This is a genomic window from Kinneretia sp. DJ1R-11, assembly GCF_025717595.1.
In the GTDB taxonomy this organism is placed as follows: domain Bacteria; phylum Pseudomonadota; class Gammaproteobacteria; order Burkholderiales; family Burkholderiaceae_C; genus Paucibacter_A.
On sequence record NZ_JAJIRR010000002.1, the window covers coordinates 354,833 to 367,207 of the forward strand.

Genomic DNA, 12,375 nt, shown 5'->3' on the forward strand with positions numbered 1-12,375 from the left:
GCACTGCACCTAGCGGCCCTTCTTCTTCTGCGCAGCGAAAAAGTGCGCGAAGGCGCTCAAGGCCGCCGGGTGAAGAATGCTGCCGTGGTTCTCTCGAGGCAGGTAATCGAAGACCAGCTCTTGCTGTGCGGGCCGCTGCTGGCCAATGAGCGCGGCCAGGGCACGCGTGTCGCGCTCCATCTCCGGGCCTTCCTTGCCCACGGCCAGGTAGACCTTGCGAACGCCGCTGCCTGAGTCCTGGCCCTGCAGTTTCAACCACTGCGGCGCTTGCTTGAGCAAGGAGCCCTGATCCCACCACAGGCTGGGGCTCATGATCACGTAGTGATTGAACAAGGCCGGCTTCTTGAGCAGCACCTCGGTGGCCAGGAGGCCGGCCAATGATTGGCCGATCAAGATTCGGTCGGGCCCGGTGCGAAAGTTCTGCGCCACGAAGGGCTGCACCTCGGTTTCCAGGTAACGGATGAACTGCTCAGAACCGCCCGCGGTCTTGTAGGCCTCGCTGTAGGCCTGCAGCCACTTGGGCAAGGCATAGTCCGGCGCCGGCCTGAAGGTCATGTCGCGCTTGCGGTCGGTGTTTGCGATGCCCACCAGGATGGCCGGCGGCAGCCGCTCCACCCAGGGAAAGCTGGCGAACTGCACGGCACCGGCCATGTGGGTGAAATCTTCCTGCTGCCCGCCATCGAGCAGATAGATCACCGGGTAGCGCCGCTCAGGATGCTCGGCATAGCCCTCGGGCAGCATGATGTTGAGCTCGCGCGCCTCGTTCAAGACCTGGGAATGCAGGGCGTGGGTCTGAGCAATGACATAGGGTTTGCTGGGCATTGAGCTCGCAGCGACTGCGACTTGAACGTCCGCAAGACCGGGGCTCGCCATAGCACCATGGGGCAAACAGGCCATCACGCTCAGCAGTCCGCTGACCACGGGGCGGAGGAAGCAAGCTTCTTTCATCGGCGGAGTCTCCAAGCTGTACGAAGTGGGGCCATGCCGCAGAAGACAGGGCGCAGCGGGTGGCATGCGACGCCGGCCTGTCATTTGGGGTTCAGCGCGATACCAAGCGGCGCCGTGCGAAGGCGCCCAGCGCCAGCAAACCGCCGAGCATCAGCAGCGCACTCTGGGGTTCAGGCACAGGCTGCGAAAGCACATCGCCGTCGCGCACGGCCAAGGCCGAGTACTGCTGGTCCTTGCTCTGGTAGTACTGATTGCCGTAGTAGGCATAGAAGTACCAGGCTTGGTTCGAGCGGTTCGGCAGCTCGGTGCCAGACCAGAACACAAAGGTCGACAAGCCAGTGAAGGGGCCGAAGTTCTTGTCTTCCCAGCCTGGTTGGATGGTGCAAGCATCATTGCCGGCCAGGGTCGGCGTGCAGTAGCCTTTGTTGCCCAGGGTCACATAGTAGAGATGACCCATTTCTGAAGCCTTGCCCCAGCCTTGGCCGGTGGCTGCCACACCGTAGTCAGTGCTGCCATTGTTGCTGTTGCCGTAGCGGAAAGCCTGGCCGTTGACCGGCGTGACCTTGGGCAGGCGCCAGTTGTTGAAGCCGTAAAGCGATTGGGTATTGAGCTGGGCAATCCAGCTCTGCGCCCCGTCCCAGCTGAGGCGACCGTCGGCCTCAAAGCTGCGGACCGCGCCGAAATCAGCCAGCCAGCTGATGTTCAGTTCCGTGTCGTAGTAAGCCTCGAAGCCAGCCTTGGCTGGGTCGAGATCACGCCCTTGCAGGGCCGCTTGTGCGCTCGGCAACGCGGCCAAGGCCATACCCATGCCCAGGCCAATGGCGGCCAGGAACTTCTTGTTGGTCTTCATCTCTCTTCAACTCCCTCTGTGTGGCTCTAGCAACCCACGGTGCGAGCCCCTCTTAGATCTGCACTCGCTTTCACAAAGTGCCCGGCGACAAGATGGACATGATCGACGTCATGTGTTCCCTCTTGCTCTGCAAGTTCAAGCGACTTGCTGCTTTTAACTCGCGCCGGATTGTATGAGGCTGGTCCTGTACGCCCGGTCGAGACGCATGACCATGGGGCGCACTCACTTCGTCCAAACATCATCCATCGCCTGTTTTTTGGACATTTCCGCCACCGGCACTGTCTAAAAAAAAGTCACCATCCAGTCGGCCGACCTCGCTTTGCGCAACACCTCACGCCCGCTCGCGTCGTTTGCGCCCCTTCCAAGCCCCAAAGCCGTGCTCTAAACACCCCAGCAGGGAGGCTGAAGGGCCATTTGGACTAGTGGTTTGCACCAGTCTGGGTCGCGTGCCCGCTTCATGGGCACAGCTATTGCAGAAGCAGTGCGTCGCTGCAGCCGTTTGTTCTGTGGGTCCCTGGATCGAGCCACCGTTCGATTCATTCCACGGCAACCAGCAACAACAAACCGACGAGCCGAGCCAAGAAGAGCACGGCCGCTCCTTTTTCCTTTTGCAGCTGCAGCAGCCAGACCTAGATCACAAGCAAGCAAGCCACCCCACGGAGACAAACCGATGCGCTTCACCACCACCACCACCGCCAAGACCACCCAGAGTTCATGCGCCCGCAGCGAGCATGAGCAGCAAGCCCATGGCCAGATCCGCCTCTCGCCGCTGAGCCTGGCCATGGCCGCGCTGTTCACCTTGCCGCTGAGCGCCCAGGCGCAGACCAGTGCGGACGCTGCGAAGGCCGACTCAGCAGCAGCAACTGCAGCAACAGAAGCCAGCACCAACAAGCTCGAAGCCGTGAAGGTGACCGCCCGCCGCCGCGAGGAAAGCCTGCGCGATGTGCCGGTGGCCGTGACCGCCCTCAGCGCCACCGCGCTGGAAACGCTCAATGTGAAGAACCTCGGCGACCTGCAAGGCCAGGTGCCCAACCTGACCGTGTACGCCGCGCGCGGCAGCAACTCCACCATCACCACCTTCATCCGCGGCGTCGGCCAGGCCGACCCGCTCTGGGGCGTGGACCCGGGCGTGGGCATCTATCTGGACGATGTCTATATGGCCCGGCCGCAGGGCGCGCTGCTGGAAGTGTTCGATGTGCAGCGCATCGAAGTGCTGCGCGGCCCGCAGGGCACGCTCTACGGCAAGAACACCATCGGCGGCGCCATCAAGTATGTGTCGCGCCCGCTGGGCACAGTGACCGAGGGCTCGCTGAGCTTCTCGACCGGCAACTACGGCCAGGCCAATTTCAAGGGCTCGGTCGGTGGCTCGGCGGCCGACGGCCAGATTCGCGCTCGCTTCGCCGTGGCCAGCCTGAACCGCGAAGGCTATGGCAAGAACCTGACCGATGGCAGCGATGTCAGCAACCAGGACACCACGGCCGCCCGCGCCACCGTGGGCTACTACGCCAAGGACATGCCGCTGACCGTGGTCTTCAGCGCCGACCGGGCGCTTGATGAGTCCGGCATGCGCGGCTTCAAACGCTTGAACGCCAACCCGCCGGTGGAAAGCAACTACGACATCGCCACCGGCATGGCCAACCAGAACAGCACCGACACGCGCGGCCACTCGCTGACGGCGACGCTGAACCTGTCCAACGAGTGGACGGCCAAGTTCGTCCACGCCAACCGCCGCGGCCTGACCAACACCGGCATCGATTTCGACGGCCTGCCCGCCAAGACCGCCGATGTGCTGGCCCGTTATGCCGACAAGCAAACCAGCAACGAGCTGCAGTTCAGCTACGACAGCGGCAGCGGCCACGCCGGCGTGCTGGGCCTCTACCAGTTCGACGGCGAAGCCGGCGGCACGGTGCTGAACAACTTCTTCAACCTGCTCTTCGGCAGCACCAACGGCACCGTCTACACCAAGGGCAAAGCGGCCTATGCCGACTGGAGCTGGCGCCTGAGCCCGGCCTTCAGCCTCAGCACCGGCCTGCGTTACACCAAGGAAAGCAAGCGCGCGCGCGTGCTGAACCAAGGCTTCAAGGACGCCACCTTCAGCCAGGTGACCGCCGCCACGGCCGACTTCGACAAGACCCGCGAAGTCAGCAACACTGCGCCCAAGCTGTCCCTGGACTACAAGCTCAGCGGCACGACGAACCTCTACGCCAGTGCCTCGCGCGGCTTCAAATCGGGTGGCTACAACGTGCGCGCCCAGGCCACAGCAGTGCCGCGTTCGGCCGAGCCCTTCAACGACGAGACCCTGGACTCGCTGGAGCTGGGCGCCAAGACCGTGCTCGACGGCGGCCGCCTGGAGATCAACAGCGCCGTCTTCCACAACAAGTACAAAAACGTGCAGCTGTCCATCTTCACGTCCTACACCGCCGCCAACGGCGTGCCCAGCTTCTTCGGTGACTTCACCAACGCCGGCCAGGCCACGGTGCAGGGCGCGGAAGTGGAGTTCGCCTGGCGCCCCGACTCGGCCTGGTCCATCAGCGGCAATGTGGCTTACGTGAACGCCAAGTACGACGAGTACATCGACCGCGGCGTCAACGTGGCCAAGGACAAGAAGTTCAGCAACACGCCCAAATTCCAGGGCGCACTGAACATCGAGTACCGCACCGGCGTACCCCTGGGCGGCGTGCTCAAGACCCGCCTGGGCCTGAACTACCGCACCAAGGTCTACCCGACCACCGACCTCAGCGAGGTGATCGCCCAGAATGCCTACGGCCTGGTCTCGGCCGGCATGATCTGGGAGAAAACCGAGCGCTTGAGCTTCTCCCTGCAAGGCAGCAATCTGGCCAACAAGGCCTACCGCACGGACGGCTACAACATCGCCTCGCTGGGCGTGCTGAGCGGTTTTTACGGTGCGCCGCGCACCATCACGGCGGGCGTCGGCTACAAGTTCTGACAAGCAGGTGATTTTTCTACTGCGCCCCGTCCGCCTCGGGCAGAGCCCTCGGCCTTCGCCAGGCAGGCCGAGTCCTCAGGACTTGGCCTGTCCGGGCTCAGCCTCGCCTGACAGCGGCTCGCTACGAAAACTCACGCGCTTGTCCGCGTGCCCACCACCTTGATTTGGCCTCAGGGCGGGGCTGCTACATTGCTGCAACCTCGCCCGCCAACCATGCCTGCCGCAGCTTCAAAGAACGCTTCCCTGATCCCCGAACTGCCCGCCGATGCCGACGGCGTGCTGCGCATGGCTGCGCAGTCCTTGTTCGATGTGCTGGCCCAGGCCACCGAGGGCATGATGGTGGTGGACCGCTCGCACCGCATCGTCTGGATCAGCGAGGGCTACAAGCGCTTTCTGCCGGCCCTGGGTTTTGGTGACGAGACGGAATTCGTCGGCCGGCCGGTCGAGGAGGTGGTGCCCAATACCTTGATCCCGCAAGTGATCGCCTCGGGCAAGCCGATGCTGATCGACCTGCTGACCAACCGGGCCGGCACTTTTCTGGTGACCCGCCTGCCGCTGCGCAACGAGGCCGGTGAAGTGATCGGCGCGCTCGGCCTGGTGCTGCTGGACCACCCCGAAACCACCATGCAGCCGCTGATCTCCAAGTTCGGCCGGCTGCAGCAGGAGTTGGACGACACCCGCCGCCAATTGGCCGCCGAGCAGAGCAAGAACCGCCGCTCCAAGCACACCATCGCCAGCTTCATCGGCAGCAGCGCCCCGGCGCTGGAAGTCAAACGCCAGGCCCGCCGCGCCGCGCTGAGCAGTTCCACCGTGCTGCTGCTGGGCGAGACCGGCACCGGCAAGGAGTTGCTGGCTCATGCCATCCACGCCGCCTCGCGGCGCGCGCACAAGCCCCTGGTCAGCATCAATATCGCCGCCGTACCCGACACCTTGCTGGAGGCCGAATTTTTTGGCGTCGCCCCCGGCGCCTACACCGGCGCCGACCGCAAGGGCCGCGAGGGCAAGTTCAAGCTGGCCGACGGCGGCACCCTCTTCCTGGACGAAATCGGCGACATGCCGACCACGCTGCAAAGCAAGCTGCTGCGCGTGTTGCAGGAGCAGGAAGTGGAGCCACTGGGCAGCAACACCGTGATCCCGGTCGATGTGCGCGTGATCGCCGCCACCAGCCGAGACCTCGGCGCCATGGTCGCGGCCGGCGAGTTCCGTGCCGACCTGTACTACCGCCTCAATGTGCTGCCCCTGCGCGTGCCAGCTTTGCGCGAGCGCCTGGACGACATCGAAGCCTTGGCCGAAGCCCTGCTGGAGGACATCGTGCGGCGCGCCGGCATGGCCTCGCGCAGCCTGGCGCCCGATGCGCTGGAGCTGCTGATGCAGCAGGAATGGCCCGGCAATATCCGCGAGCTGCGCAATGTCCTGGAACTGGCCTGCCTGATGGGCGACGAGATGCTGCTGCAGGCTGCTCAGCTGGCGCCCTATCTGAAGCCTGCCACAGATACGACGGGCCGCAACGTGGCCCTCGCGGGGAGCGAACTGCGCCCGGTACCGGCGCCGGCAGCCCCGCCTGCCCACAGCCCTGATGACGCCAGCCTGCTGCGCCCCCTGGCCGAGCAGATCGCCGAGCTGGAACGCAGCGCCCTGCGCGCCGCCTTGCGCGCCACCGGCGGCAACAAGTTCGCCGCGGCCAAGCTGCTGTGCATGTCGCGTGCCTCGCTCTACGACAAGCTGCCTCTGCTCACGCAGGAATGAGGAAGCAGGCGCGGCGGGTTCAACGGTAGCTGGGGTTCCAGGCCAGATCCTGCACCGCACGACTCAGCCCGGCGGGCTGGAAGTCACCCAGATTGCCCAGGGCGACAACGGCACGGCCTAGGCCAGGGAAGCGCTCGAAGCGCGCCGAGAAGCCCTCACTCTGGCCCTCGTGCCAGCAATGCAGCGGGCCGCCCGGGCCGCGCTTGAAACTCCAGCCCAGGCCATAACTGTCGCCCGAGTCGGTGCGCACGCCCTGGGCCCAGAGCTTCTCGAACACGCGTCGATAGGGCTTGAACGGCCCCCAACCTTGCAGGGCGCGCTCCCACTGGATCATGTCCCGCAGGTTCATTTCAAAGCCGCCGCAGCCGGCCGCCATCCAGCTGCGCACGCCCGGCGGCTGCTCGGCCCCGATGTCGACGACCGCACCGCCTGGGCCACGCTGATGCGGGGCCGCCATGTCGGCAAAGCCGGGCGCGGGCTGCATCAGGCGAGAGCTGTTCATGCCCAGGGGTTCGAACAGCTTCTGCGCCAGCACCTGCTCATAGGGCCGGCCAGCCAGCCGGCCGATGGCGCTGGCCAGAACGTTGTAGCCCACATTGCTGTACAGGAAACGTTGGCCGGGCGGGCTCAGCAAGGGCTGGCGCATGACGATGGGCAACCATTCGGCCTCACCGTAGTTGCGCGGAAACAGGGCCTGCACCTCAGGGTCGCCGAAGTCGACGTTCTTGGGCAGGCCGGAGGTATGTTGCATCAGCTGGCGCAAGGTGATGGCCTGCCAGGCCACAGGCAGGCCGTCGAAGAGACCGGCCAGGCCCTGGTCCAGGCGCAGCTGCCCGTCTTCCACCATCAGCTGCGCGGCGCAGCACAGCAAGGGCTTGGAAATGGAACAAATGGCAAAACGCATGTCTTCGGTGACCGGGCGCTGCTGTCCCACATCGGCCCAGCCCAGGCCGCGCGCGTAGATGGGCTCTCCGTCCTGGACCAGGGCCAGGGCCAGGCCGGGCATTTGCTGGTCGCGCAACCATTGCTGGGCGTAGGCATCCACGCGGTCCAGGGCTGCGGCCGAGGGCGAGGTGCGGGCCAGCGCGGCGCCTGCGCGGCCGGCCAAGCCCAGGCCTCCGGCGGCCAGCACGGTCTGCAAGAGCTGGCGTCGTTGCGGTGAAGGGTTCATGGTGGGCTCCTTGCTCCCGGCTGCGCCCGTCGGCACAGCCGGCCTGTGTCTGGCGAGCAGACAGCTCCATATGGCTGTTTGAAATTCATACACCTTGTCCAGGCTTCAGCCAAAGTGCCTGCGCCCCAGCCCTGCTTCCGAACAGGGCAAGACCTGACCCTTAGGGAACCAGGCCTCGAGCCGCGCCATGGTAGGACGCTACAGCGAGGCCTATGGCGCCTGCCAACTCGGGGTTTACGCCAGTTTGGGCGCTCTGCAGCTGCCACTGCCCTGCCGCAGGCACGGGCCTTGCACCATGATGGACATCAAGCCCGGGCGCAGACCCAACAAGGCAGCACCACAACCGGAGACCTGATTCATCATGCCCCCCAGCCCTCAATTCCTCATCCCCCGCCGCGCGGCGAGCCTGGCCCTGATCGGCGCTTGCAGCTGGCTGGCCCTGGCATCGCCCATGGCCGCCCAAGCTGCAGCGGGCGAAGTCCGCGTCGCCCTGATCTACAGCAAGACCGGCCCGCTGGAAGCCTACGGCAAGCAGACCCAGACCGGCTTCATGATGGGCCTGGACTACGCCACCGGCGGCACCATGACGGTGGGCGGCAAGAAGATCGTGGTCATCGAGAAAGACGACCAGGGCAAGCCCGATGTGGGCAAGAACCTGCTGGCTACGGCCTATGGTGACGACAAGGCCGATCTGGCCGTGGGCCCCACCGCCTCGGGCGTGGCCCTGGCCATGCTGCCGGTGGCCGAGGAGTACAAAAAGATCCTGCTGGTCGAGCCGGCCGTGGCCGACTCCATCACCGGCGACAAGTGGAACAAATACATCTTCCGCACCGGCCGCAATTCCTCGCAAGACGCGATCTCCAATGCCGTCGCCCTGGACAAAGCCGGCGTCACGATTGCCACGCTGGCGCAGGACTACGCCTTCGGCCGCGACGGCGTGAAGGCCTTCCGCGACGCGATCAAAAAGGCCCGCATCGTCCACGAGGAATACCTGCCCACGACGACCACCGATTTCACCGCCGGTGCCCAGCGCCTGATCGACAAGCTCAAGAACGAGCCCGGCCGCAAAGTCGTCTTCATCCTCTGGGCCGGCGTGGGCAACCCCTTCAAGATCGCTGACCTGGATTTGAAGCGTTATGGCATCGAGATCGCCACCGGCGGCAACATCCTGCCGGCCATGACGGCCTACAAGCAGTTCCCCGGCATGGAAGGCGCTGCGTACTACTACTTCGGCATCCCCAAGAACCCGGTCAATGAGTGGCTTGTCGCCAACCACTACAAGCAGTTCAAGACCCCGCCCGACTTCTTCACCGCCGGCGGCATGACGGCCGCCATCGCCGTGGTGGAGGCACTCAAAAAGACCGGCGGCGACGCCAACACCAACAAGCTGATCAAGACCATGGAAGGCATGAGTTTTGAAACGCCCAAGGGGAAGATGACCTTCCGGCCCGAGGATCACCAGGCGATGCAGGCGATGTATCACTTCAAGATCAAGGTGGATCCGGCGTTTGCGTGGGGGGTCCCGGAACTCGTACGAGAGATCAAAGCCGAAGAGATGAATGTGCCGATTCGGAATCAGCGGTGATGGGTTGTTAGGCTGATTCGATTGGAGCGCCGGATGCTCGGCTACTGCGCGACTCCAGTCCGTCGTTGCGGGTCCCCCCGCGAATCCTCACGTAGCGCTGCTACGTTCCGGTTCACGGGTCCTCCCGCGCCTAGTCCTGAAGCCGCTCGCTACGCCTCGGGCGCTAACGATGGGCGTTCCGAACCCGGTTGTTCCTAACGGGCCGCCACCGCAAGTCAGTACAGCAAGCTTTTGGCGTGCGCCACGCCACTCACCGAGATCGAACCTTGGGCTAGGCGCTGAGGCCGGACACCAACAGTCCTGAGGACTGTTGGTGCCTGCCGAAGGACGAGGCCTCTGGCCGAGGCGGGAGGACCCGAGAACCGGAACGTAGCAGCGCTACGTGAGGATTCGCGGGGGGACCCGCAACGACGGCTTGGAGCCGCGCAGTAGCCGAGCATTCCGCGCTCTGATCAAAACAACTTCGTGGACAAAGCCCCGTGCTTGAAACCAAAAACCTCTCCATCCACTTCGGCGGCCACAAGGCCGTTGACGCGGTGTCTTGCAGCTTCCAGCCGGGCACCCTCACCGCCATCGTCGGCCCCAACGGCGCCGGCAAAACCACCTATTTCAATCTCATCTCCGGCCAGCTGAAAGCCAGCAGCGGCAGCGTCTGGCTGGACGGCCTCGACCTGACCACCCTGCCCGCGCCGGCCCGCACCCGCCTGGGCCTGGGTCGGGCCTTTCAGCTGACCCAGCTGTTCCCGCACTTGACCGTGCTGGAGAACGTGCGCCTGGCCGTGCAAGCTCGGCGCGGCCTGGGCCTGCGCATGTTCTCGGTCTGGCTGCAGCACCAGGACCTGATCGACGAGGCCATGGCCATCGTCGAGCGCGTGCGGCTGCAAACGCGCGCCCAGGCCACGGCCGCCAGCCTGCCGCACGGCGACCAGCGCAAGCTCGAAGTGGCCCTGCTGATCGCCCTGCAACCCAAGGTCTATATGTTTGACGAACCGACCGCCGGCATGAGCGTGGACGAAGTGCCCGTGGTGCTGGACCTGATCCGCGAGCTGAAAGCCCAGGGCCAGCACACCATCCTGCTGGTCGAGCACAAGATGGACGTGGTGCGCGAGCTGGCCGACCGCATCATCGTCTTGCACAACGGCCAGCTGGTGGCCGATGGCGAACCCGCCGCCGTGATCGCCTCGCCCGTCGTGCAGAACGCCTACCTCGGCGCGGCGCTGCCCGCGGCAGAGATGGAAGGCGCCAGCGCATGAGCACGAATACGGCCGCAACTACTAACGCCACTTCGCTGCTGACCCTGCAGGGCGTTCACACCCACATCGGCGCGTATCACATCCTCCACGGCGTGGATCTGGAGGTGCCGGCCGGCCAGGTCACCATGCTGCTGGGCCGCAATGGCGCGGGCAAGAGCACCACCCTGCGCACCATCATGGGCTTGTGGCAAGCCAGCCAGGGCCGCATCGACTTCGACGGCCAGCGCATCAGCGCCAGCAGCCCGCGCGAGCCGGCGCAAACGCCCGAGATCGCCCAGCGCGGCATTGCCTATGTGCCGGAGAACATGGGCATCTTTGCCGACCTCAGCGTGGCCGAGAACCTGCTGCTGGCCGCGCGCGGCGCGCGCCGACTGAGCGAGCTGGATGGGCAGCGCCTGGACTGGCTGTTCGGCCACTTCCCCGCGCTCAAGAAGTTCTGGCTCTACCCGGCCGGCAAGCTCAGCGGCGGGCAAAAGCAGATGCTGGCCATCGCCCGCGCTCTGATCGAACCGCGCCGCCTGCTGCTGATCGACGAGCCCAGCAAGGGCCTGGCGCCCGCCATCATCCTGAACCTGATCGAGGCGCTGCGTGAGCTCAAGCGCGGTGGTGAACACGGTCAGGCCCCCACTACCGTGCTGCTGGTCGAGCAGAACTTCATGGTGGCCCGCGCCCTGGGTGACCGGGTCGCGGTGATGGACAACGGCCGCGTCGTCCACGCCGGCGCCATGCAGGCCCTGGCCGAGGACGAGGCCCTGCAGCAGCGCCTGCTGGGCCTGAGCCTGGCGGCTCACCAATAAAAAAATGAGGACCGGCCGAATGAGCACACAAGCTGAGACCCTGAGCACCCTCCCTTCCGCGGCGGATGCCGCCGCCATCCCCAAGGCCCGCTTCGACATGCGGCCGCTCTGGCTGCTGGCCGCCCTGCCCCTGCTGGCCCTGCCCCTGGTCGGCAGCGGCAGCACCTGGCTGACGCTGACCATCGCCGGCCTGGCCATGGGCCTGATCATCTTCATCATCGCCTCGGGCCTGACCCTGGTGTTCGGCCTGATGGATGTGCTGAACTTCGGCCACGGCGTCTTCATCGCCCTCGGGGCCTTCATGGCCACCACGGTGCTGGGCGCCATGAGCAGCTTCACCGAGACGCCTCACCTGGGCGCCAATCTCTTCGCCGTGGCCGTGGCCTGCAGCGCCGGCATGGCGGTGGCGGGCGCGGTGGGCCTGCTGTTCGAGCGCGTGCTGGTGCGGCCGGCCTACGGCCTGCACCTCAAGCAGATCCTCATCACCATGGGCGGCATGATCATCGGCGAGGAGCTGCTCAAGGTGGTCTGGGGCGCGCAGATGATTCCCCTGCCCCTGCCCGAGGGTTTGCGCGGCTCCCTGCTGCTGGGCGAGGCGGCGGTGGAGAAGTTCCGCATCGTCGCCGTGCTTGCCGGCCTGGCCGTGCTGCTGGCCCTGCTCTGGCTGCTCAACCGCACCAAGCTGGGCCTCTTGATCCGCGCCGGCGTGCAGGACCGCGAGATGGTCGAGAGCCTGGGCTACCGCGTGCGGCGCCTCTTTGTGGCGGTCTTCGTCGGCGGCTCGGCCCTGGCCGGCCTGGGCGGCGTGATGTGGGGCCTGTACCAGCAAGGCGTGACGCCGCAGATCGGCGCACAGGTCAATGTGCTGATCTTCATCGTCATCATCATCGGCGGCCTGGGCTCCACCGTGGGCTGCCTGGTCGGCGCCCTGCTGGTCGGCCTGCTGGCCAACTACACCGGTTTCCTCGCGCCCAAGCTGGCCCTGTTCTCCAACATCGGCCTGATGGTGGCGGTGTTGATGTGGCGGCCGCAAGGCCTGTACCCGCTGGGTCAGCGTTGAACAGCCAGGGACCTCAAG

At 65.6% G+C, this 12,375-nt stretch carries 9 protein-coding genes; 6 read left to right on the forward strand and 3 right to left on the reverse strand.

Going from position 1 to position 12,375, the window contains the following annotated elements:
• Positions 1-9: 9 nt before the first annotated feature.
• Complete coding sequence (locus LNV23_RS05615; protein ID WP_263562076.1) at positions 10-822, reverse strand: alpha/beta hydrolase; 813 nt, start codon at positions 820-822, stop codon at positions 10-12.
• A gap of 217 nt (positions 823-1,039) precedes the next feature.
• Positions 1,040-1,798, reverse strand: coding sequence for an Lcl domain-containing protein (locus LNV23_RS05620; protein ID WP_263562077.1), 759 nt, complete (start codon positions 1,796-1,798; stop codon positions 1,040-1,042).
• A gap of 670 nt (positions 1,799-2,468) precedes the next feature.
• Here LNV23_RS05620 and LNV23_RS05625 point away from each other — a divergent pair.
• Both LNV23_RS05625 and LNV23_RS05630 read left to right on the forward strand, forming a co-directional pair.
• Complete coding sequence (locus tag LNV23_RS05625) at positions 2,469-4,745, forward strand: TonB-dependent receptor (protein WP_263562078.1); 2,277 nt, start codon at positions 2,469-2,471, stop codon at positions 4,743-4,745.
• Between the two features lie 213 nt (positions 4,746-4,958).
• Entirely contained in the window at positions 4,959-6,491 is a 1,533-nt protein-coding gene (locus LNV23_RS05630; protein WP_318023208.1) for a sigma-54 interaction domain-containing protein, read from the forward strand.
• 19 nt (positions 6,492-6,510) lie between these two features.
• Here LNV23_RS05630 and LNV23_RS05635 read toward each other — a convergent pair whose 3' ends face one another.
• Complete coding sequence (locus LNV23_RS05635; RefSeq protein ID WP_263562079.1) at positions 6,511-7,662, reverse strand: serine hydrolase domain-containing protein; 1,152 nt, start codon at positions 7,660-7,662, stop codon at positions 6,511-6,513.
• A gap of 451 nt (positions 7,663-8,113) precedes the next feature.
• Between LNV23_RS05635 and LNV23_RS05640 the strand changes: the two genes are divergently transcribed.
• The 4 genes from LNV23_RS05640 (at position 8,114) to LNV23_RS05655 (ending at position 12,357) form a co-directional block, all read left to right on the forward strand.
• Positions 8,114-9,247 carry a substrate-binding domain-containing protein gene (locus tag LNV23_RS05640; protein ID WP_263562273.1) on the forward strand — a complete coding sequence of 378 codons (1,134 nt, stop codon included), beginning with the start codon at positions 8,114-8,116 and terminating at the stop codon, positions 9,245-9,247.
• A gap of 479 nt (positions 9,248-9,726) precedes the next feature.
• Entirely contained in the window at positions 9,727-10,500 is a 774-nt protein-coding gene (locus tag LNV23_RS05645) for an ABC transporter ATP-binding protein (protein ID WP_263562080.1), read from the forward strand.
• Complete coding sequence (locus LNV23_RS05650) at positions 10,497-11,297, forward strand: ABC transporter ATP-binding protein (RefSeq protein ID WP_263562081.1); 801 nt, start codon at positions 10,497-10,499, stop codon at positions 11,295-11,297. The genes LNV23_RS05645 and LNV23_RS05650 overlap by 4 nt, the downstream gene beginning before the upstream one ends.
• A 97-nt stretch (positions 11,298-11,394) precedes the next feature.
• Positions 11,395-12,357: a branched-chain amino acid ABC transporter permease gene (locus LNV23_RS05655; RefSeq protein ID WP_263562274.1), complete on the forward strand. Its 963-nt coding sequence runs from the start codon at positions 11,395-11,397 to the stop codon at positions 12,355-12,357.
• Positions 12,358-12,375: the final 18 nt, after the last annotated feature.

Excerpts from the sequence above, each read along its gene's own strand:
- LNV23_RS05615 (WP_263562076.1), bottom strand. The coding sequence starts at position 822 with ATGCCCAGCAAACCCTATGTCATTGCTCAGACCCACGCCCTGCATTCC.
- LNV23_RS05620 (WP_263562077.1), bottom strand. The coding sequence starts at position 1,798 with ATGAAGACCAACAAGAAGTTCCTGGCCGCCATTGGCCTGGGCATGGGT.
- LNV23_RS05630 (WP_318023208.1), top strand. The coding sequence starts at position 4,959 with ATGCCTGCCGCAGCTTCAAAGAACGCTTCCCTGATCCCCGAACTGCCC.
- LNV23_RS05655 (WP_263562274.1), top strand. The coding sequence starts at position 11,395 with ATGCGGCCGCTCTGGCTGCTGGCCGCCCTGCCCCTGCTGGCCCTGCCC.
- LNV23_RS05625 (WP_263562078.1), top strand. The coding sequence starts at position 2,469 with ATGCGCTTCACCACCACCACCACCGCCAAGACCACCCAGAGTTCATGC.
- LNV23_RS05640 (WP_263562273.1), top strand. The coding sequence starts at position 8,114 with ATGGCCGCCCAAGCTGCAGCGGGCGAAGTCCGCGTCGCCCTGATCTAC.
- LNV23_RS05635 (WP_263562079.1), bottom strand. The coding sequence starts at position 7,662 with ATGAACCCTTCACCGCAACGACGCCAGCTCTTGCAGACCGTGCTGGCC.
- LNV23_RS05650 (WP_263562081.1), top strand. The coding sequence starts at position 10,497 with ATGAGCACGAATACGGCCGCAACTACTAACGCCACTTCGCTGCTGACC.